The 19,749-nt window shown below is 65.0% G+C and carries 20 protein-coding genes and 2 pseudogenes; 17 read left to right on the forward strand and 5 right to left on the reverse strand.

Annotated features, from left to right (window positions below; all coding sequences use genetic code 11):
- Nucleotides 1–32: 32 nt before the first annotated feature.
- The 3 genes from miaB to dapF are packed head-to-tail and all read left to right on the forward strand — an operon-like array spanning nt 33 to nt 3,434.
- A complete protein-coding gene (miaB, locus tag ACQCSV_RS08015) occupies nt 33–1,580 on the forward strand; it encodes a tRNA (N6-isopentenyl adenosine(37)-C2)-methylthiotransferase MiaB (protein WP_354223585.1) in 1,548 nt (515 codons plus the stop codon).
- Between the two features lie 3 nt (nt 1,581–1,583).
- Complete coding sequence (miaA, locus tag ACQCSV_RS08020; protein WP_354156135.1) at nt 1,584–2,480, forward strand: tRNA (adenosine(37)-N6)-dimethylallyltransferase MiaA; 897 nt, start codon at nt 1,584–1,586, stop codon at nt 2,478–2,480.
- Between the two features lie 9 nt (nt 2,481–2,489).
- Complete coding sequence (gene dapF, locus ACQCSV_RS08025; protein ID WP_354156134.1) at nt 2,490–3,434, forward strand: diaminopimelate epimerase; 945 nt, start codon at nt 2,490–2,492, stop codon at nt 3,432–3,434.
- Here dapF and ACQCSV_RS08030 read toward each other — a convergent pair.
- The gene (locus ACQCSV_RS08030; protein ID WP_354156133.1) at nt 3,415–4,029 is read right to left on the reverse strand and encodes a methyltransferase; all 615 of its coding nucleotides are present in this window, start codon (nt 4,027–4,029) and stop codon (nt 3,415–3,417) included. The genes dapF and ACQCSV_RS08030 overlap by 20 nt on opposite strands.
- A 443-nt stretch (nt 4,030–4,472) precedes the next feature.
- On the opposite strand from ACQCSV_RS08030, the gene hflX reads away from it, so the two are divergent.
- Together hflX and ACQCSV_RS08040 are read left to right on the forward strand one after the other, a co-directional pair.
- Nucleotides 4,473–6,038, forward strand: a complete 1,566-nt coding sequence (gene hflX, locus ACQCSV_RS08035; RefSeq protein WP_354156132.1) for a GTPase HflX — start codon at nt 4,473–4,475, stop codon at nt 6,036–6,038.
- Nucleotides 6,031–8,088 carry an ATP-dependent DNA helicase gene (locus ACQCSV_RS08040; protein WP_354156131.1) on the forward strand — a complete coding sequence of 686 codons (2,058 nt, stop codon included), beginning with the start codon at nt 6,031–6,033 and terminating at the stop codon, nt 8,086–8,088. The genes hflX and ACQCSV_RS08040 overlap by 8 nt, the downstream gene beginning before the upstream one ends.
- Nucleotides 8,089–8,101: 13 nt before the next feature.
- On the opposite strand, the gene lexA is transcribed toward ACQCSV_RS08040, so the two are convergent.
- Nucleotides 8,102–8,845, reverse strand: coding sequence for a transcriptional repressor LexA (gene lexA / locus ACQCSV_RS08045; RefSeq protein ID WP_354156130.1), 744 nt, complete (start codon nt 8,843–8,845; stop codon nt 8,102–8,104).
- 349 nt (nt 8,846–9,194) lie between these two features.
- Between lexA and ACQCSV_RS08050 the strand changes: the two genes are divergently transcribed.
- From ACQCSV_RS08050 to ACQCSV_RS08085, 8 genes are all read left to right on the forward strand, one after another.
- Entirely contained in the window at nt 9,195–9,635 is a 441-nt protein-coding gene (locus tag ACQCSV_RS08050; protein ID WP_354156129.1) for a LysM peptidoglycan-binding domain-containing protein, read from the forward strand.
- 77 nt (nt 9,636–9,712) lie between these two features.
- Nucleotides 9,713–10,831, forward strand: a complete 1,119-nt coding sequence (locus ACQCSV_RS08055; protein ID WP_354156128.1) for a histidinol-phosphate transaminase — start codon at nt 9,713–9,715, stop codon at nt 10,829–10,831.
- 81 nt (nt 10,832–10,912) lie between these two features.
- Nucleotides 10,913–11,539, forward strand: coding sequence for an imidazoleglycerol-phosphate dehydratase HisB (hisB, locus tag ACQCSV_RS08060; protein ID WP_058932709.1), 627 nt, complete (start codon nt 10,913–10,915; stop codon nt 11,537–11,539).
- Complete coding sequence (gene hisH, locus ACQCSV_RS08065; RefSeq protein WP_354156127.1) at nt 11,536–12,267, forward strand: imidazole glycerol phosphate synthase subunit HisH; 732 nt, start codon at nt 11,536–11,538, stop codon at nt 12,265–12,267. The genes hisB and hisH overlap by 4 nt, the downstream gene beginning before the upstream one ends.
- A complete protein-coding gene (locus ACQCSV_RS08070) occupies nt 12,268–12,426 on the forward strand; it encodes a hypothetical protein (RefSeq protein ID WP_354156126.1) in 159 nt (52 codons plus the stop codon).
- A gap of 57 nt (nt 12,427–12,483) precedes the next feature.
- Complete coding sequence (gene priA / locus ACQCSV_RS08075; protein ID WP_193340075.1) at nt 12,484–13,230, forward strand: bifunctional 1-(5-phosphoribosyl)-5-((5-phosphoribosylamino)methylideneamino)imidazole-4-carboxamide isomerase/phosphoribosylanthranilate isomerase PriA; 747 nt, start codon at nt 12,484–12,486, stop codon at nt 13,228–13,230.
- 8 nt (nt 13,231–13,238) lie between these two features.
- Nucleotides 13,239–14,135 carry an SseB family protein gene (locus ACQCSV_RS08080; protein ID WP_354156125.1) on the forward strand — a complete coding sequence of 299 codons (897 nt, stop codon included), beginning with the start codon at nt 13,239–13,241 and terminating at the stop codon, nt 14,133–14,135.
- 54 nt (nt 14,136–14,189) lie between these two features.
- A complete protein-coding gene (locus tag ACQCSV_RS08085) occupies nt 14,190–15,494 on the forward strand; it encodes an MFS transporter (RefSeq protein ID WP_354156124.1) in 1,305 nt (434 codons plus the stop codon).
- A gap of 156 nt (nt 15,495–15,650) precedes the next feature.
- Here ACQCSV_RS08085 and ACQCSV_RS08090 read toward each other — a convergent pair whose 3' ends face one another.
- Complete coding sequence (locus ACQCSV_RS08090; RefSeq protein WP_056342948.1) at nt 15,651–16,037, reverse strand: DUF1844 domain-containing protein; 387 nt, start codon at nt 16,035–16,037, stop codon at nt 15,651–15,653.
- 387 nt (nt 16,038–16,424) lie between these two features.
- Between ACQCSV_RS08090 and infC the strand changes: the two are divergent.
- A pseudogene (gene infC / locus ACQCSV_RS08095) lies at nt 16,425–16,826 on the forward strand (translation initiation factor IF-3); the annotation flags it as partial.
- A 347-nt stretch (nt 16,827–17,173) separates the two neighbouring features.
- Here infC and ACQCSV_RS08100 read toward each other — a convergent pair.
- Nucleotides 17,174–17,455: pseudogene (locus ACQCSV_RS08100) on the reverse strand (hypothetical protein); the annotation flags it as partial.
- Between the two features lie 129 nt (nt 17,456–17,584).
- Between ACQCSV_RS08100 and rpmI the strand changes: the two are divergent.
- The 3 genes from rpmI (at nt 17,585) to ACQCSV_RS08115 (ending at nt 19,297) form a co-directional block, all read left to right on the forward strand.
- Nucleotides 17,585–17,779 carry a 50S ribosomal protein L35 gene (gene rpmI, locus ACQCSV_RS08105; protein WP_009358635.1) on the forward strand — a complete coding sequence of 65 codons (195 nt, stop codon included), beginning with the start codon at nt 17,585–17,587 and terminating at the stop codon, nt 17,777–17,779.
- Between the two features lie 119 nt (nt 17,780–17,898).
- Nucleotides 17,899–18,354, forward strand: a complete 456-nt coding sequence (gene rplT, locus ACQCSV_RS08110) for a 50S ribosomal protein L20 (RefSeq protein WP_056342954.1) — start codon at nt 17,899–17,901, stop codon at nt 18,352–18,354.
- A 49-nt stretch (nt 18,355–18,403) separates the two neighbouring features.
- Complete coding sequence (locus ACQCSV_RS08115; RefSeq protein WP_354156123.1) at nt 18,404–19,297, forward strand: RNA methyltransferase; 894 nt, start codon at nt 18,404–18,406, stop codon at nt 19,295–19,297.
- Between the two features lie 134 nt (nt 19,298–19,431).
- Here ACQCSV_RS08115 and ACQCSV_RS08120 read toward each other — a convergent pair whose 3' ends face one another.
- Nucleotides 19,432–19,707, reverse strand: a complete 276-nt coding sequence (locus ACQCSV_RS08120; RefSeq protein WP_056342958.1) for a GlsB/YeaQ/YmgE family stress response membrane protein — start codon at nt 19,705–19,707, stop codon at nt 19,432–19,434.
- Nucleotides 19,708–19,749: the final 42 nt, after the last annotated feature.

Here is a 19,749-nt window from a genome sequence, read left to right on the forward strand (position 1 = left end):
CAGCAACCTGAGCGACCCGCTACCCTTAACAGGTGAGTTTGACCATTCCTTCCCCCGCATCCGGTACCGCCCCGTCAGCCGACCCTGCCCTTCAGCAGCCCCGTACCTATCAGGTGCGCACGTTCGGCTGCCAGATGAACGTGCACGATTCGGAGCGGATGGCAGGCATGCTCGAGGCCGCGGGCTACGTGGCGGCCAGTGGCGAGCAGGCCGACGTTGTGGTGTTCAACACCTGTGCGGTACGGGAAAACGCCGACAACAAGCTGTACGGCAACCTGGGCATGCTGGCGCCCGTCAAGGCCGCCAACCCGGGGATGCAGATCGCCGTTGGCGGCTGCTTGGCGCAGAAGGACCGGGAGACCATCCTCAAGAAGGCTCCCTGGGTGGATGCTGTCTTCGGCACGCACAACGTCGGGGCGCTCCCGGCACTGTTGGACCGGGCCAGGCACAATAACGAAGCCCAGCTGGAGATCCTCGAATCCCTGGATGTTTTCCCCTCCACCCTGCCCACCAAGCGTGATTCGGTGTATTCCGGCTGGGTGTCCATCTCGGTCGGCTGCAACAACACCTGCACGTTCTGCATCGTCCCGGCCCTGCGCGGGAAGGAAAAGGACCGCCGCCCGGGGGACATCCTCGCGGAAATCCAGGCCCTGGTAGATGACGGCGCCATCGAAGTCACCCTGCTGGGCCAAAACGTGAACTCCTACGGAGTGGAGTTCGGTGACCGGCAGGCGTTCTCCAAACTACTGCGCGCTTGCGGGGCAATTGAAGGCCTGGAACGGGTCCGCTTCACCAGCCCCCACCCCGCCGCCTTCACCGAGGACGTCATTGACGCCATGGCCGAAACCCCCAATGTCATGCCGCAGCTGCACATGCCGCTGCAGTCCGGGTCCGACAAAGTCCTGAAGGACATGAAACGGTCCTACCGGTCAACCAAATTCCTCGGCATCCTGGACAAAGTCCGCGAGAAGATCCCGCACGCCGCCATCTCTACGGACATCATTGTCGGCTTCCCCGGCGAAACCGAGGAAGACTTCCAGGCCACCCTCGACGTTGTGGAGCAGTCGCGCTTCGCCACCGCTTTCACGTTCCAGTACTCGAAGCGTCCCGGTACCCCGGCCGCGGCCCTGCCGGACCAGCTTCCCAAGGCCGTGGTCCAGGAGCGATTTGAACGCCTGACCGCACTGCAGGACAGGATTGCCGCCGAAGAGAACGCCACGCAGCTTGGCCACCGGGTAGAGGTGATGGTCACTGCCCATTCAGGGCGCAAGTCCGAGGAAACCCACAGGCTGTCCGGCCGGTCCCAGGACCAGCGGCTGGTGCATTTCTCCGTTCCCGAGGGGGCAGAGACGCCGCGTCCCGGGGACCTGGTCACCGTCACCATCACCGAAGCCGCAGCCTTCCATCTCGTGGCCGACCCGTCCGTGCAGGACTACAGCCTGCGGCGCTCCCGCGCGGGGGACGCCTGGGACAGGTCCCAGGCCGACTCGTGCGGGGCTCCCGCGCCGGCTGCCGCAGGCGGCGCCGGCCGGAGCGGGGTCTCGCTGGGTATGCCCACACTGCCGGTCCGGAGCCGCTGACCGGTGGCCCAGCCTCCGGTTATTGCCGTTGTTGGTCCTACGGGGTCCGGTAAGTCCGATCTGTCCGTGAACCTTGCCCTGGAACTGGATGGCGAGGTCATCAACGCTGATGCCATGCAGTTCTATCGCGGGATGGACATAGGCACCGCCAAGATCACGCCGGCAGAACGCAGGGGCGTTCCCCATCACCTTCTGGACACCCTGGACGTCACGGAGGAGGCCAGCGTTTCAGACTTCCAGCAGCAGGCCCGGAGCATCGTCAGCGATATCCACGCACGTGGCAAGCGCGCCATTCTGGCGGGCGGTTCCGGTCTTTACGTTCGGGCTGCGCTCGACGTCCTCGAATTCCCCGGCACAGATCCTGTCCTCCGGGGGCAGCTTGAGGCTGAGCTCGAGGAAGTCGGCCAGGATGTCCTCCTCGCGCGGCTCCGGGACGTGGACCCGGTGTCAGCGGCCCGTATCTCGGATTCGCGCCGGATCATCAGGGCGCTGGAAGTCCACGAGCTCACCGGCCGGCCGTTCAGCTCCTTTATGCCCCAGCGCGAGTATTTCCAGCCTGCTGTCCAGATCGGGCTGGCGGTGGACCGAGACGTCCTCCGTGAACGGCTGGCCCAGCGCGTCCACACCATGGTGGACCAGGGGCTGCTGGCGGAAGTGCGCCGCCTGGAAGCGGCCGGTCTGCGCGGCGGCAAAACTGCGCCGCGGGCTCTGGGCTATGCCCAGTTCCTGAAAGTGCTCGACGGCGGCTCAACAGTTGCCGGGGCAGCCGAAGACACCATCGTGGCCACCCGGCAGTTCGCAAGGCGCCAGCTCACGTGGTTCCGTGCAGATCCCCGCATCAGCTGGTTGGACTGGCGGGCGCCGGACCTTGCGGCCCAAGCCGTGGCTCTCAGCCGGTAATCTAGGACCATGGATGCAACTCCCGCAGAGACCACAGAGCCCGACTTCCGCACCCTGGGCGGACTCCGCTTCTCCAAGGGACACGGAACAGGCAACGACTTTGTGCTGATCGCTGACCCCGACGGCGTCCACACCATCGATGCGGCCCAGGTGGCCGCCCTCTGCGACCGTCACCGCGGAATCGGCGGCGACGGCCTGATCCGGGCCGTCCCCTCCCGGTACCTCTCCGAAGGCCGCGAACTGCTGCTCAGCAGCCCCGAGGCGGATTGGTTCATGGACTACCGCAACGGCGACGGGTCCCTGTCGGAAATGTGCGGCAACGGGGTCCGTGTTTTTGTGCATTTCCTGCGTGCCGAGGGACTGGTAGACCTGCCCGACGGCGGCGTACTCACCATCGGGACACGCGGCGGCGTCAAGACCGTGGTCCGGACAGGGGACAGCTACGCGGTGGACATGGGGCCGTGGGAATTCATTTTCCCCGGCGACGCGACCGCCAAAGCCATGGATTCGTTGGTCTCCGCGGATGGCCTGGAAGTGCCCCGCCCGGCTCTGTCCGTCAGCATGGGCAACCCGCATACCGTGGTGGCGCTTGCTGAACTGTCCGAACTGGAGTCCACCCGGCTTTACAAGGCTCCGCAGGTCGATCCGGAGCCCGCCAACGGGACCAATGTTGAATTCGTCGTGCCTGCTGAGCCGTTGGTCCACAACGGGACCGGCACGGTCACCATGCGCGTCCATGAGCGGGGCGTGGGCGAAACCCAGTCCTGCGGAACAGGCGCGTGCGCGGCCGCAGTCGCCATCCGGCACTGGGCAGGGGCGGAAGCGCCGGACTCCTGGCTGGTCAACGTGCCCGGCGGCGTCGTAGGCGTCAAATTCTTCGCCGCTGCCGGAGGGCGCGAGCACGTCGAGCTCAGCGGGCCCGCCGTCATTGTGGCTACTGGGACGCTTTCCTGACCCGAAGGATCCGGAAGGACTTGGATGTGGACTCCCTGCTGACGGTGAACGATGCATCCAGCTCGGTCGAGAGCCAGCGCTGAAGCGAATCCGAGCCCAGGTTTTTTTGGACCACCAACCACGCGGAGCCGCCCGGCGCCAGCCGGGGCAGCCACATCTTCAGTAGGCCGTGGAGTTCATCCTTGCCGATCCGGATAGGTGGGTTGGACCAGATCGTGTCGAAGCGCAGTTCCGGGTCCACGGCGTCGGGAGTGCTGGCCAGCACGTTGCCCAGACCCAGCAGGGCCGCATTCTCGGTGGTTAGCGTGATGCAGCGTTCATTCACATCCACGGCGTAGACCTTGGCATGCGGCGCGCGCAATGCGAGGGTCAGGGCTATGGGTCCCCAGCCGCAGCCGATGTCAAGAAGGTTGCCTGTAGGGTCCGGGGCCGGGACCTCGGCCAGGAGCACCGCCGTCCCCTTGTCAATACCATCGGGACTGAAGATGCCGCCCGACGTCTGCAATGTGCGCGTCTCGCCGGCCAGTTCCACTGTGAGCGGTTTGCGGGTGAACGGCCCGGCGGGCGATGCGCTGAAATAGTGTGCGGACTCCATAACTGGCCAGATTAGTTGGCCGGGGTGCGCAATGCGAAACCGCGGCCACCGCTTCTGCTAATCTTGAACCCATGTTCTTGATCTTCGAGTAGCCGGCACGGCCGGTGTCCCTCCCGGACGCCGCCTGTCCCGAAGCCGTGCCCCGCAGCGATGCAGGTATTAACCTTCCGCAAAGTGCGCCACATAACGGGTCCTCGTAGCTGTTATGCCGCCGGGCAATACTCGAGTGATCTGCCGTTGCCGGTCCCTTGCAGTTTGCCCGCACTTTCCACCACTCCACGCATCTCCCGGATGCGACGACTCCCTGCACGCCCTGGTCCGGACCGGCGCGCGCAGCAGACCAGGAGGCCCGGATGACTGCAAGCCGTCAGCCCAGCGCGAATACTTCACCACAGACCAACGATCCGCACTATTCTGAAAATGCCGAATCTTCAAAGGAGACCATGACCAGCCAGCCCAACACCGGTTCCGATCCAGCAGCCCAGGACATGAGTCCCGAGGAGATCCAAGCTGTCATCGACCGGATTCTCGCCAAGGACGTACCGGCCAGGAACGTCACCGCCGCAGACGGTGACAAAGCCGTGTTCGGCAGGGCTCAGGCGATTTCCCGCCTGGACGACGAACACACCAGCTACGACGGCGACCAGCAGGACCGGGAGGAACGCCGTGCACTACGGCGCGTGGCCGGTCTGTCCACCGAACTCGAAGATGTCACCGAAGTCGAATACCGGCAGCTGCGGCTCGAACGTGTGGTGCTGGCCGGCCTATGGTCCGAAGGCACCTTGGCCGACGCGGAAAATTCCCTGCGTGAACTCGCCGCCCTTGCCGAAACAGCAGGCTCGGAAGTCCTGGACGGTATGGTGCAGCGCCGCGCCAAACCGGACCCGGGCACGTTCCTCGGTTCCGGAAAGGCCCTTGAGCTCAAGGAAATCGTGATGGCCACCGGGGCTGACACGGTTGTGGTGGACGCCGAGTTGGCACCGTCCCAGCGCCGAAGCCTTGAGGACATCGTCAAGGTCAAGGTCATTGACCGCACGGCGCTGATCCTTGACATCTTCGCCCAGCACGCGAAGAGCCGTGAAGGCAAGGCCCAGGTCGAGCTGGCTCAGCTCGAATACCTCCTGCCACGCCTGCGCGGCTGGGGGGAATCGATGTCCCGCCAGGCCGGTGGCCAGGTGGGCGGCGCCGGCGCCGGCATGGGTTCGCGCGGACCCGGTGAGACGAAAATCGAACTGGACCGTCGCCGGATCCGGACGCGCATGGCCAAACTGCGGCGCGAGATTGCGGCGATGAAGCCGGCGCGTGAAACCAAGCGGGCCAACCGCCGTCGTAATTCAGTCCCTTCCGTTGCGATTGCCGGATACACGAACGCCGGGAAGTCATCGCTGCTGAACAGGCTGACCGACGCCGGTGTGCTGGTGGAGAACGCACTGTTCGCCACACTGGATCCCACCGTGCGAAAGGCCGAGACCTCTGATGGCCTCGGCTACACCCTCGCGGACACCGTGGGTTTTGTCCGGTCGCTGCCCACGCAGTTGGTGGAGGCTTTCCGCTCCACGTTGGAAGAAGTGGCTGACGCGGATCTGATCCTGCACGTGGTGGATGTGTCCCACCCGGACCCCGAGGGCCAGATTGCTGCTGTCCGCAAGGTCTTCAGCGAAGTGGATGCCCGCAAGGTGCCAGAGATCATTGTCCTGAACAAGGCCGATGCCGCTGATCCGTTTGTGGTGGAGCGCCTCAAGCAGCGCGAGCCGCGCCACGTAGTGGTCTCGGCCCGCACCGGCCAGGGGATCGCTGAACTGCTGCGGGCCATCAGTGACGGGATTCCGCGGCCCGGCGTAAAGCTGGAGCTCCTGATTCCCTACGATCGCGGTGACCTGATCAGCAAACTGCACGAGACCGATGCCGAGATCCTGAGCCTGGATCACGGCGAGCACGGTACCCGCGCTTTGGTGATGGTGCGTGAGGGCCTTGCGGCTGAACTGGAATCCTTCATCAACCATGACTGAAGTTGTGGCGGGGGAAGTCAAAGGTACGGCCGGCGAGCAGTTCGTGATCGAACTGCTCGACCGCGCTGTGGCCGGCATGGGCGGTCAAAGCCGCAGCGGGCAGCACGAGATGGCCAGGCAGGTGGCCAGGGCCATCGAAACCGGCGACCACCTCCTGGTCCAGGCCGGGACGGGGACCGGAAAGTCGCTGGCCTACCTGATTCCGCTCATTGCGCACTCGCTCGTGAGTAACAAGCCCACGCTGGTGTCCACAGCCACGCTTGCGCTGCAGACCCAGATTGTGGGGCGCGACCTTCCCCGGCTGCTGAAGACCATCACCCCCGCCCTGGACCGCCCGGTCAAGGTGGCCCTTGTCAAGGGCCGTTCCAACTATGTGTGCCAGCATAAGCTCGTAGGCGGGTTCCCTTCTGAGGAACCCGCCGAGGGCCAGCTGTTCTCCCTCGGCGAGGACACCAGTGTCCCGCATTTCGCCGCCGCCCTGGGCGGGCCGTCGTCCCAGCTGGGGAAGGAAGTGGTGCGCCTGCGGGAGTGGGCGGAAAAGACCACCACGGGCGACCGCGATGAACTGCTTCCCGGTGTAACGGACCGGGCCTGGCGGCAGGTGTCAGTGACGTCCATGGAATGCCTGGGCGCCCAAAAATGCCCCATGGCGGCCGAATGCTTCAGCGAACTGGCACGCCACGAGGCCGCCGAAGCTGACGTGGTGGTCACCAACCATGCCATGCTCGCGGTCAGCGCCTTTGAAGGCCTCGCAGTGCTCCCCGAGTACGACGTTGTGGTGGTGGACGAGGCCCACGAACTGCAGGACCGGGTCACCGGTGCGGTTTCGGGGCAACTCTCCGTGGCAATGGTCCACGCTGCGGCGTCGGGCGCGCGGAAGCACACGGCCATCACGGTGGATGCCCTCAACGCAGCTGCCGCCAACCTGGAACTCGCCCTGGCCGGGGTGCCCAACGGGCTGCTCCCCAACGGCCTCAACGACGAACAGCTGGACTGTGTGGACCAGTTGCGTGAGGCGTGCCGGGCTGCACTCTCTGATTCCAAGGGTGAGGGCAGCCAAACGGCCGACGGCGGGCGGCAGCTCGCGCGCTCACGCCTGATGCTGATCCTCGAACTGTGTGAACGGCTCATTGTGTCCCGTGAGAACCGTGAAGTGGTGTGGTTTTCCCGCGCAAGTTCCTTCGACCCGCAACAGGGCTATGCCCAACCCGACGAGTCTGCGCCGGCTCTGGTCAACATCGCGCCGCTCAGCGTAGCCGGAAAGCTCCGCGAAGGGCTGTTCGCCGGCCACACCGTGGTGCTGACGTCGGCCACGCTTGCCATCGGCTCAGCCTTTCAGCCGGCCGCCGGCGGCCTGGGGCTCGTGGGGGAGGGCGCGCCGAGCTGGACCGGGATCGACGTCGGATCGCCCTTTGATTATCCCAAACAGGGGATCCTCTACGTCGCAGGGCACCTGCCCAAGCCGGGCCGCGGGGCGTCGCCGGAGGCACTCGATGAACTTGAAGCGCTGATCCGGGCGTCCGGCGGCGGCGCCCTGTGTCTCTTTTCATCGCGCCGGGCCGCCGAGGAGGCCGCGGAGGCGATGCGTCCCCGGCTCGGCCTCAGCATTCTCTGCCAGGGCGACTCGACCATGACTGCCCTCGTGAAGCAGTTCGCGGACGAGCCCGATACCTGCCTCTTCGGAACCATGTCACTCTGGCAGGGCGTGGATGTTCCGGGCGGATCATGCCGGCTCGTGGTGATCGACCGCATTCCGTTCCCGCGGCCGGACGATCCGCTGATGACAGCACGGTCCCGCGCCGTTGCGCAGGCCGGCGGAAACGGCTTCATGGCGGTATCGGCCACCCACGCGGCCATCCGCCTGGCCCAGGGCGCGGGCCGGCTGATCCGTTCAACCGGAGACAAAGGCGTGGTGGCCGTGCTTGATTCCCGGCTTGCCACCGAGCGCTACGCAGGATTCCTCCGCGCCGCGCTGCCGCCGTTCTGGCCCACGACGGACCGCACGACAGCGTTTTCTGCCTTGGAAAGGCTGGCCGGGAAGGGCACCTGACTGAACGCTGGTACTAGAGCGAGCGCAGGACCGAGACGACCTTGCCCATGATTGTGGCGTGATCGCCCAGGATGGGCTCGTACTGCGTGTTCTGCGGCAACAGCCACGTGTGTCCATCGCGCTGGCGGAACGTCTTCACGGTGGCTTCGTCGTCCAGCAGGGCCGCGACTATATCGCCGTTGGCGGCGTCGGCCTGGCGGCGGACCACGACCCAGTCGCCGTCGCAGATGGCAGCGTCCACCATGGAGTCGCCGGCCACACGCAGCATAAAAAGTTCACCCTGTCCCACGAGTTGCCGCGGCAGGGGCATCACGTCTTCCACCACCTGGTCGGCAAGGATGGGCCCGCCCGCCGCGATCCGGCCCACCAGCGGCACCATGGCGGTGTCCATGGCGGAGGGAAGCTCAGTGACCGTTCCGCCGAGGCCATGCAGGACTGAGGGCTTGGTAGTCCCCTTGGACTTAGTGGACCCGCCATCCAGTGTCAACGGCATGAGGACCTCCATGGCACGCGGACGTTTGGGGTCCCGGCGCAGGTATCCCAGCTTTTCCAGCTGCGACAACTGGTGGGTCACGCTGGACAAACTCGCCAGGCCCACGGTGTCGCCGATTTCACGCATCGACGGCGGATAGCCGTTGTCATTCACCGAGCGCTGGATGGTTTCAAGGATCTTCTTCTGGCGGGCGGTGAGCCCCTTGGGGGTCCGTTGGGGCTGGCGGCGCGGTGTCGCCTTGCCCTCGGCGGCTGGTGCTGCCATGTACGCCAATGCCTTTCGGTTGCCCGGATCCGTTCCGGCCGCTGGTGCCTGGAAAGCCCCGGGGCTGGTGTCGGAGTTGATTGTCAGACCCTGCTGATCAACTACAGAGGTGGTTGTTCTTTGATCCAAACGTAGGCCAGCCACAGGGCTTTTTCAAACATTTGTTCTAGCGAGTCTCGACAATATTCGTTGATAAGTGCTAAAAATGAAGAAGCAAAGTTCGAATATGTGTTCTACTCGTTGCTTGCGGATTCGAATACTCGCATCTATGGACGGCCCAGGCCGGCACCGGCAAGTGGACGCGGAGGACGCGCCGGGCAGCACAGTATGGTCCAGGAGGGCTCATTTCATGTCAGCTATATCTGCTTCGCAGGACTCGCGTCCGCAGCTCGTTTCCGTGCAGGACCTCACCGCGCGGCTGTGGACCGGGCCCCTGCCGGCTTCGGGTCCGGCGCCCACGCAGCGCAGGGAATCCCTGCCGCGGCTGCGCCTGACCCGCAGGGGACGGATTGTCCTCATCGGCATCCCGCTGGTGATCCTTGCCGCAATCCTGCTTTCGCTGGCAGGTTTCCTCAATGCACCGGCGAAGGCTGCCGACTCTGCCGCCGACCTGTCCTTGACGCCAACAGTGTCGGTAACAGTCCAGGCAGGGCAGTCTCTCTGGGCCATCGCCAGTACTGTTGCGCCCGAGCGTGATCCCCGTGATGTCATCGCGGATATTGCTCAGTTGAACAATCTTTCCGCCGGCGGCGTTGTCCCCGGACAGCAGCTCTTCGTCCCCACGAAGTAGCAGGCTTCAGGCTCTGGAGCGTGCCGCCGCAGGCCGTCACATTTTCCGGCCGTCTGCTTCGGACCTAAACTGTTCAGGTGAATGACCAGCTAGAGCGTCTGAACAGACTTCCCCTCCGGACCAACCTCCGCGGACTAACCCCGTACGGTGCCCCGCAGTTGGATGTACCTATCCTGCTGAACGTCAACGAAAACACCCATGGGGTCCCGGCGGACGTCCAGGCCGCGATCAGTGTGGCCGTGACGGAAGCCGCGGCAGGCCTCAACCGCTATCCGGACCGTGAGTTCACCGAACTCCGGGGAGCGCTGGCCGAATATCTCGGCCACGGTCTTGATGCCGCCAACATTTGGGCAGCCAACGGATCCAATGAGGTCCTCCAGCAGATTCTCCAGGCTTTCGGCGGACCCGGCCGCACGGCCCTGGGATTCCCGCCCACGTATTCCATGTACCCGCTCCTGGCCAGCGGCACGGACACCGGGTACATCATCGGACAGCGCGCCGATGACTACGGGCTCAGTGCCGAATCGGCTGCGTTGCAGGTCAAGGAGCTTCAGCCCAACATCGTTTTCCTGTGCTCGCCGAACAACCCGACCGGCACGGGCCTGGGCCTGGATGTTGTGGAGGCTGTGTACACGGCCGGCGAGGCAAGCCAGACCATTGTGATCGTTGACGAGGCGTACCACGAGTTCGCCCACGATGGAACGCCCAGCGCCCTTACGTTGCTGCCCGGCCGGGAGCGACTCATCGTGTCCCGCACCATGAGCAAGGCGTTCGCCCTCGCGGGTGCCCGCCTGGGCTACATGGCCGCCGCTCCTGAAGTCACGGACGCACTCCGCCTGGTCCGGCTGCCGTACCACCTTTCAGCCATCACCCAGGCAACGGCCCTCGCCGCCCTGCAGCACCGCACTGCGCTGATGGCCGACGTCGAGGACATCAAGGAGCAGCGCGACCGCATCGTCTCGGAACTCACCCGCATGGGACTCAAACCTGCCGCCTCCGATTCGAACTATGTCTTCTTCGGCGGCCTCGACAACCCGCATGATGTCTGGCAGCGGCTGCTGGACGACGGCGTGCTGATACGCGACGTCGGTATCCCCGGCCACCTGCGTGTCACGGCGGGCACTGAGACGGAGACCACATCGTTCCTGACGTCGCTGGAACGCATCCTGGCCAGCCAGGCCGGGCTGCCCGCCTAAACTTGAAGTATCGGCGCCGCCGCGCGCCGGCACATCTCCTTCGCTTTCGCACCTCTGACTTCGCCTAAAGGACATATGACCATGAGCTTCACCGGATCGAACGCTGCCGCGCCCCGGACCGCACGCATGGAGCGTGCCACCAGTGAATCGTCAGTGCTCGTGGAGATTAACCTCGACGGCACAGGCGTTTCGGACATCGACACGTCGGTCCCGTTCTACGACCACATGCTGACGGCGCTCTGCAAGCACTCGCTCATTGACATGACGGTCAAAGCCACCGGCGACACTCACATTGACGTCCACCACACGGTGGAGGACGTCGCCATCACGTTCGGTGAAGTTCTGCGCACTGCCTTGGGAAACAAAGCCGGTATCCGCAGGTTCGGCGAGGCCACCGTGCCCCTGGACGAAGCCCTGGCGCACGCTGTGGTCGACGTCTCCGGCCGCCCCTATCTGGTGCACGGCGGCGAGCCTGCCGGGCAGGAATACCACCTGATCGGCGGTCACTTCACGGGATCACTGACCCGCCACGTTTTTGAGGCGATCACCCTTCATGCCGGCATCTGCCTCCACATGAACGTCATCGCGGGCCGCGATCCGCACCACATCGTGGAAGCGCAGTTCAAAGCCTTCGCCCGCGCGCTGCGTGCTGCGGTGGAACCCGACCCCCGTGTTGAGGGGATTCCGTCCACAAAGGGTGCCTTGTGAGCGGCCAAATACTCCGGGATGGCGCCGTCATCGATCCGGCCTCCGGCGTGAAGCGCGTATCGCCCGAAGGCAAGCCCACAGTCACCGTCCTGGACTATGGTTCCGGAAACGTCCGCTCCGCCGTGCGCGCCCTGGAGCGGGCCGGGGCCGAGGTTATCCTCAGCTCCAAGCCCGAGGACGTGCTTAATGCCGACGGCCTGGTAGTACCCGGGGTCGGTGCGTTCGAGACTGTTATGCGCGAGCTCAAGGCCGTGGACGGCATCCGCCTGATCGGCAGGCGCGTGGCCGGGGGCAGGCCGGTCCTGGCAATCTGCGTGGGCCTGCAGGTCCTGTTCGAGGCCGGGGTAGAGCACGGTACAGAAGCCGAAGGCATGGGGGAGTGGCCCGGCAAGGTGGAGCTGCTTCCCGCAGAGGTGGTGCCACACATGGGCTGGAACACAGTGGACGTTCCGGAAGGATCCAAACTCTTCGCCGGCGTCGCGGACCAGCGCTTCTACTTCGTCCACTCCTATGGTGTCCAGGCGTGGAACTTCGACGTGATCCAGCCCCGGATGACCGCACCGCTGGTGACCTGGTCAGAGCACGGCGCGCGCTTTATCGCCGCTGTGGAAAACGGACCGCTCTGCGCTACCCAGTTCCACCCCGAAAAATCCGGCGACGCCGGTGCCCGGCTGCTGCGCAACTGGGTAGACGGCCTTCGCCAGCCAGCTGCCACGGACGCCGCCTAGATGTGGTCGGTTGTCCTGATGGGCCTGGCCGGCGTCCTGGTGGGCGGCGCCCTGTCCTTCAGGCAGCAGCACAAACCAATGTGGACCCAGATGGGCTTCTACGTCCTGGCCGGCATGGCGCTTCTGGCCGCCTACCTGCTGACGCTTCCTGGAACCTAGCCCCATGCATTACCAGTTCCGCTTCCATGAGCAACCCATCACCCAAGAGGATTTGAGATGACCACCGCAACCGATCTGCCGGTTCTTGAACTGCTGCCCGCCGTCGACGTCGTAAACGGACAGGCCGTGCGGCTGGTCCAGGGAGAGGCGGGCAGCGAGACGAGCTACGGCACGCCGCTGGAGGCAGCCCTCAACTGGCAGGACCAGGGCGCCGAATGGGTGCACCTGGTGGACCTCGACGCCGCGTTTGGACGTGGCTCGAACGCCGGGCTGCTCCGTGAAGTGGTGGGCAGGCTGGACATCAAGGTGGAGCTCTCCGGCGGACTCCGGGACGACGAATCCCTTGAGGCGGCGCTGGCCCTCGGCGTGGCCCGCGTCAACCTCGGCACGGCTGCGCTGGAAAACCCCGAGTGGACCCGCAGCGCCATCGACCGCTTTGGCGACAGGATCGCCGTCGGCCTCGACGTCCGCGGAACCACTCTGGCCGGCCGCGGCTGGACGAAGGAAGGCGGCGATCTCTGGGAGGTCCTGGGCCGGCTCGAAGAAGCCGGGTGCTCCCGGTATGTTGTCACTGACGTCACAAAAGACGGCACGCTGCAGGGTCCCAACGTTGAACTCCTGCGCCAGATGGTGGAGAAGACCGGCAAGCCGGTGGTCGCGTCCGGCGGCATCTCCAGCCTGGACGACCTGAAGGTGCTGCGCTCCCTGGTGCCGCTGGGCGTCGAAGGCGCGATCGTGGGCAAGGCGTTGTACGCCGGCGCCTTCACGCTCCCCGAAGCCCTCGACGTCGCCGGACGCCGCTAAGCAGTTCCGTGGACAGCACGCACAACGCCGATCCGGCCGTGGAATCCCCGGCGCCGCGCCACCTGCCCGGACACATTGCCGCAGCACTGGCGGGCGCGGGTGGCCGGACTGACTCGGCAGGCCAGCCGTGGGAAGGGCGGAGCCTCGCCGGCGATGGCGGCCGGATCCACAACTTCGAGGACGACGACGGCACGGCCGACGCCGGCTACCTCGCCGCCGTCGCGGCCATGGTTGAAGGCGCCGGCGACGAAGCTGCCGTGGTGGCTTCGCTGGCCACCGCCCGCGTGTTTATCCCGATCATCGCGCAGCTAGGCGAAGCAGCGGAAGGCGTCGATGGCCTGACGGCGGACAAGCAGGCGGACATGGCCCTGGTCACCCTCAAGGCTTCGGACGGCCGGACGGCCATGCCGGCCTTCACCTCGGCGGACGCCTTGGCTGGCTGGCACCCCGACGCCCGGCCGGTGGCGGTGTACGCCGCCCGGGCTGCCCTCTCGGCCGTGGCCGAGGGAGCGGAGCTGCTGGTGCTCGATCCGGGCTCGGAGGTCACGTTTGTGGTCCGGCGGCCCGCCGTCTGGGCACTGGCCCAGCAACAGGACTGGATCCCTTCCTACACTGATGCAGCACTGGAAGCTGAGATGGCTGGGGCAACGGCCGCGTTCCCGGCAGTGCGCCGGCTTGCCCTCCTCCAGGGTTCCGGCGTCACCGCCCGCACCGGCACGGGTGCCACCCTCCCCGGGGGCGGTGCCGGACCGGAACTGCAGGTGCTGCTCGACCTTGAGGATGGCCTGGACGCCGCAGCAGTCCAGGCCCTGGTGTCCGGGCTCCAGCAGGCGTGGTCCCGGAATGTATTGTTTGGAGAGCGTGTTGACTCGATCGAAATCAAGTTGCGGCGCGCAGCACAGTAGCTGACGGTTGGCGCGGAGATCCCGGCTGGCGTGGGCAGACAAAAAGGATTTTTCGTGAACTTCGCTCTATACCGGGAGCTGCTGGCCGTCCGGCCCATCCGGCGGCTGCTGCTGGTCGGCATGATCGCCCGCATTCCCCATTCGGCGGCAGGCATGCTGCTGACCCTGCACATCGTCCTCACCCTGGACCAGGGCTATGCAGCTGCCGGCGCCGCGGCGGCTGTCATGACCATCGGCATCGCAGTTGGCGCACCATGGCGCGGCCGGCGCGTGGACACTGTTGGCCTCCGCCGGGCTCTGATTCCGTCGGTGGTGTCCGAGGCGGTCATCTGGTCCGTGGTGCCGCATGTGTCCTACCAGTGGCTGCTTCCGCTGGTGTTCGTGGGTGGCCTGCTGACGTTGCCGATCTTCAGTGTTGTGCGCCAGTCCCTGGGCGTCCTCGCGGACGGCGACCAGCGGCGGACCGCCTATGCGCTGGACTCGATTGCCACAGAGATGGTGTTCATGATCGGGCCGGCCGCCGGAGCCGTGGTGGCGACCAGCGGCTTCACTGTTCTGGGCCTCACGGTGGTGGGTGTGTCCACGTCACTGGCCGGATTGTTCCTCATGTGGTTCAACCCGCCCACGCGAAGTGCCACGCAATCTGAGGAAAGCGAAGCGGACCAGCGCCATGCCGCGGAAGTGGCTGTGCTTTCCGCCGCACCGGCCCACCTCCAGGAAGCGGCGGCGGACCTCGCTCCGGCCGGGGCAGAACGCACCCGCAGCGGGCCGGCGGGGCTGCGGGGCAAGGTGGCCCACAACTTCGCCTGGTTCACGGCCACTGTCGCGGCCGTCTTCGCCGTGGCTGCTGGAACCGGTATGGTGCTCAGCGGCACCGACGTTGGCATTGTTGCTGCCTTGGAAACCGGCGGCCACCAGGCTGAAATCGGCATCGTATTCCTCTTTTGGTGCGCCGCATCGGTGGTCGGCGGGCTGGTGTACGGGGCCATGCACCGTCCCGTGTCGCCGATCCTCCTGCTGCTGGGCATGGCCGCCCTGACCATCCCGATGGGCTTCGCCCAAGACACCTGGACGCTGGCTTTTGTCTCGATCCTTCCGGGCCTCTTGTGCGCTCCCGTCCTGTCGGCAGCCTCCGAACGGGTGGCAGATCTGGTGGCGGAGGACCGCCGCGGCGAGGCAATGGGCTGGTACGGCTCTGCGCTGACTGCCGGCGTTGCGCTCGGGGCACCACTTGCCGGGATTTTCATAGACGGGATGGGACCGTCCGGCGGGTTTGTCTCCGTGGGAGTGGCCGGCGTTCTGCTCTGCGTTGTGGGACTGCTGCTCCAGGCCCACAGACGCCGCCGCGCTGCGGTCTGACGCCGGCCTCCAGAGTTTTTGTCCAGATATTCCGCCTTTTCAGGTGCGGAAGTCTCGTTATCTGGACAAAAACTAAGTGAAACACGACGGCGGCGGAGATCCGTGTGGACCGTCCGCCGCCGCCGTCGTTGTACTTTTAGAGTTTGCTGGTTGGGTCTAGTTGACGGCACCGGTGTACTTCTCGCCCGGGCCCTTGCCCGGGGCGTCAGGGATGATGGACTCCTCGCGGAACGCGAGCTGCAGGGAACGCAGGCCATCGCGCAACGGGCCGGCGTGCTGGGATCCGATTTCGGGGGCCGCTGAGGTCACGAGTCCGGCAAGGGCGGTGATGAGCTTGCGGGCCTCGTCCAGATCCTTGAGTTCCTCCGCATTGTCCTCGGCGGCGAGGCCCAGCTTGACGGCGGCTGCGCTCATCAAGTGCACTGCGGCGGTAGTGATGACCTCGATGGCCGGCACCTCCGAGATATCGCGGATTTGCTGGGTTACGTCAGCCTTGGCGGCGGGGGCCTCGAAAACGTGTGAATTGCTGTCTGGGGTGCTCATACTGGTAAGCTTGTCACAGACCGACTGGATGCCGTTATTTCGCTATGGAGGGTCCCACCAGCGCTTAGCTGCGTTTGGCGGGATTTGTTTTGTAGAATGACATGCAGTTTGCAAGCGGAGTTCTCTCCCACCCGCGTCAGCCGTTTTCCCGCCGGAAGTAATTCCTGAGGAACCAAGGTTGCCGGGTAACGGTCGGACAGTTCTTTCAGGTGTCAAGCCTGGGGAAGTGCGCACTGCCTCTACTGAGGACGGTGCATCCGACCATTGAGGCCTTCGATTGCTCCGGCAATTGGGGGCCTTCTCTATTGTCCGGTGGAATACCACATCAATCACAGGAGTTTTAACATTAGCGAGCCAAGAATCAATGAGCGTATCCGCGTCCCCGAGGTGCGGTTGGTCGGTCCTGCAGGTGAACAGGTAGGAATCGTCCGTATTGACGATGCCCTGCGTTTGGCTGCCGAATCCGATCTTGATCTCGTTGAAGTTGCACCGCAGGCCAAGCCTCCGGTGTGCAAGCTGATGGACTTCGGCAAGTACAAGTACGAGGCCGCCGTTAAGGCGCGTGAAGCACGGAAGAACCAGACCAACACAGTTCTGAAGGAAATCCGCTTCCGCCTCAAGATTGACACCCACGACTACGAGACCAAGCGCGGCCACGCACTGCGCTTCCTCGGTGCCGGTGACAAAGTCAAGGCCATGATCCAGTTCCGCGGCCGTGAGCAGCAGCGTCCGGAAATGGGCATCCGCCTGCTCCAGCGCTTCGCTGACGACGTCGCTGATGTGGGCGTTGTTGAGTCCAGCCCCCGTATCGATGGCCGCAATATGGTCATGGTTGTGGGCCCGCTGAAGAACAAGGCCGAAGCCAAGGCTGAGGCACGCCGGGCATCGCAGCGTGCGGAGGCCAAGGCGCAGAACGAAGCGAAGGCTACGGGCGGTGGCCGCGTCGACGTCTCCGGCGACGACCAGGCACCGCTGACGCAGTCGCTGGCTGACCTTCTTCCGGAAGGTTTTGCCATCACCACGGTGCCGGAAACTGAAGCCCCCGCCGAAGCTGAAACGCCTGTTGCGCCTGTTGAAGCAGCTCCGGAATCCGAAGCCCCAGTCAAGGAAGCCCCAGTCAAGGAAGCTCCGGCAGAGGAAGTTCCCGTCAAGGAAGCTGCCCCGAAGGCAGCGCCCGTCAAGGAAGCAGCCGTCCAGGAGGCGCCCAAGCAGGCAGCCCCGAAGGCCGCTGCTCCCAAGCGTGAAGCTCCCAAGGCCGCTCCGGCTCCGGTCAAGGCTCCAGCCGCCGTCAAGCCCGCCGAAGCGGCTCCGGCAGCTCCGAGGCCCCCGGTGCCGATGCCGAAACCGATCGCACGCCCGGCAGCGCCGAAGCCTGCGGCAAGGCCTGCCCCCAAGGCAGCTCCGAAGCCGGCTGGCAAGAAGACTACCTAGTTCACAGCTGCGGGAGGTTATCCTCCTGCAGTACGCAACCAGCATGCCGCCTGCAGGGGCGGCTGCTCGAAAGAACTGCAGACAATGTCTGTGGACACGTAAGGAGATCGGTCCCCATGCCGAAGATGAAGACCCACAGTGGTGCTAAGAAGCGCTTCAAGCTGACCGGCAGCGGCAAGCTGCGCCGCCAGCAGGCCAACCGCCGCCACTACCTTGAGCACAAGTCCTCCAGGCTGACTCGTCGCCTCGCCGGCGACAAGATTGTCTTCAAGGGTGACGCAAAGGTCATCCGGAAGATGCTCGGCATCTAAGTTCCAAGTTCTCTGACTGATGCCACCTGGCAGCAGTCAACTACCAAAAAGGCTTCTCAGGCCAGCCGGTTGTTCCGGCAGTAGATGCTTGGGATCAGAATTTTCGAAGGAGTACGCACGTGGCACGTGTGAAGAGGGCGGTCAACGCCCACAAGAAGCGCCGGGTTATCCTTGAACGCGCGAAGGGCTACCGTGGACAGCGTTCACGCCTGTACCGCAAGGCCAAAGAGCAGCTGCTGCACTCGTTTGTGTACAGCTATGGCGACCGCAAGAAGAAGAAGGGCGACTTCCGCCGCCTGTGGATCCAGCGCATCAATGCTGCATCCCGAGCCAACGGCCTGACTTACAACCGTCTGATCCAGGGCCTGAAGGCCGCTGAGGTCGAGGTTGACCGCCGTATGCTTGCTGAGCTGGCCGTTTCGGATGCTAACGCATTCGCTGCGCTGGTGAAGATCGCCAAGGATTCCCTGCCTGCCGATACGTCCGCTCCGGCCGTCGAAGCCGCAGCCCCCAAGGCTGCCAAGGCACCGAAGGCCAAGGCTGCAAAGCCTGCCGCTGACGTGGCTGCCAAGTAGCACCCACGCCAGTTCGAGGACTGGTGGCTGAAGCCACTAAGGTTCTTACATGAACGAAACCGGGCGCCCGCAAGACTTTCCACTCTCCAATCCCCGAGCTGATCGGGTGAGGAAGGTGGCACAACTTGCCGGGCGCCCGGCGCGTTTAAAACGCAGCGAGTTCATGGCAGAGGGTCCGCAGGCTGTCCGAGAGGCCCTGACGCTGCACCAGAAACGAGTTGCCGCGGGGGAGCCCGGCGTCGTCTATGAGGTCTACGCTAGCGAGGCATGCCTCGACAGGCACCCGGACCTGGAGACACTCGCGGAGGGCATCGACGCATACCTCACTACCGACGAAGTGCTGGCCGCGATGGCGGACACCGTTACCCCGCAGGGCATTCTCGCGGTCTGCGGTTTCCTGGACGTGAGCCTTGAGCAGGTCCTCGACGCCGGCCCGCGGCTGCTTGCAGTGCTGTGTCAGGTCCGGGACCCCGGCAACGCGGGCACCGTGCTCCGGGCAGCTGATGCGGCCGGGGCGGACGCCGTCATCCTGACCTCGTCCAGCGTTGACATCTATAACCCCAAGGCGGTCCGTTCCACCGCAGGTTCCCTGTTCCATTTGCCAGTGGTCCTGGGCGCCGATATCGCGGAAGTGGCAGCCGCCTGCCGTGCGCGGGGGATTGGCATCCTGGCTGCCGACGGCAACGGTGACGTGAACCTTGATACGCTCCAGGACGAAAACGCCGCCCGCCGAATCGCAGGCCCCGGCGTCGAATCGTTGTTCGCCCTGGAGAATCCCACAGCGTGGCTGTTCGGAAACGAGGCCCAGGGCCTCGCCGAAGAAGAACTGACGCTGGCCGATCACCGCGTGGCCGTGCCCGTTTACGGCGGAGCGGAAAGCCTGAACCTCGGCACGGCGGCAACGGTGTGCCTCTATGCGAGTGCCCGGTCTCAGAAGGCATGACTGAAGTTCGGGGTGGCTCACGGGAAGTCAGACCAGCCGGGATATTTAACCTAATTGGACATATGACTTAACAAGGAAGGGCCCCGGAAGTTCTCCGGGGCCCTTGCTGTGTGAATCAGATGAGGTAGGGGTAATCAGGGCGCCCGTGTGCTCTTGCTGCGTCCTGTGATGGCGCCGTAGACACCGGCGACCACGAGGCCGCCGACGATAGCCAGGATCCAAGTACCCAGATCAAAGAAGGCAAGGTCACCCTTGCCGAACAGGAGGCTGCCAATCCAGCCGCCTACAATCGCGCCGACCACGCCAAGCACGAGACTCGTCACCCAGCCGCCGCCGACTTTACCCGGCATGACGGCCTTGACGATGGCCCCTACGATGAGGCCGAGAATAATCCAAGCAAGAAAACCCATGTCTCCTCCTTCATATTCGTCGGGATTAGACGTCCCGATTAG

The organism is Pseudarthrobacter sp. S3, from assembly GCF_050156905.1.
Lineage (GTDB): Bacteria > Actinomycetota > Actinomycetes > Actinomycetales > Micrococcaceae > Arthrobacter.

Coding starts and splice junctions, on each gene's coding strand:
- rpmI (WP_009358635.1), top strand. CDS start 17,585: ATGCCGAAGATGAAGACCCACAGTGGTGCTAAGAAGCGCTTCAAGCTG.
- hflX (WP_354156132.1), top strand. CDS start 4,473: ATGACCAGCCAGCCCAACACCGGTTCCGATCCAGCAGCCCAGGACATG.
- ACQCSV_RS08030 (WP_354156133.1), bottom strand. CDS start 4,029: ATGGAGTCCGCACACTATTTCAGCGCATCGCCCGCCGGGCCGTTCACC.
- hisB (WP_058932709.1), top strand. CDS start 10,913: ATGAGCTTCACCGGATCGAACGCTGCCGCGCCCCGGACCGCACGCATG.
- ACQCSV_RS08040 (WP_354156131.1), top strand. CDS start 6,031: ATGACTGAAGTTGTGGCGGGGGAAGTCAAAGGTACGGCCGGCGAGCAG.
- ACQCSV_RS08050 (WP_354156129.1), top strand. CDS start 9,195: ATGTCAGCTATATCTGCTTCGCAGGACTCGCGTCCGCAGCTCGTTTCC.
- lexA (WP_354156130.1), bottom strand. CDS start 8,845: ATGGCAGCACCAGCCGCCGAGGGCAAGGCGACACCGCGCCGCCAGCCC.
- ACQCSV_RS08070 (WP_354156126.1), top strand. CDS start 12,268: ATGTGGTCGGTTGTCCTGATGGGCCTGGCCGGCGTCCTGGTGGGCGGC.
- ACQCSV_RS08120 (WP_056342958.1), bottom strand. CDS start 19,707: ATGGGTTTTCTTGCTTGGATTATTCTCGGCCTCATCGTAGGGGCCATC.
- dapF (WP_354156134.1), top strand. CDS start 2,490: ATGGATGCAACTCCCGCAGAGACCACAGAGCCCGACTTCCGCACCCTG.
- ACQCSV_RS08090 (WP_056342948.1), bottom strand. CDS start 16,037: ATGAGCACCCCAGACAGCAATTCACACGTTTTCGAGGCCCCCGCCGCC.
- ACQCSV_RS08115 (WP_354156123.1), top strand. CDS start 18,404: ATGAACGAAACCGGGCGCCCGCAAGACTTTCCACTCTCCAATCCCCGA.
- priA (WP_193340075.1), top strand. CDS start 12,484: ATGACCACCGCAACCGATCTGCCGGTTCTTGAACTGCTGCCCGCCGTC.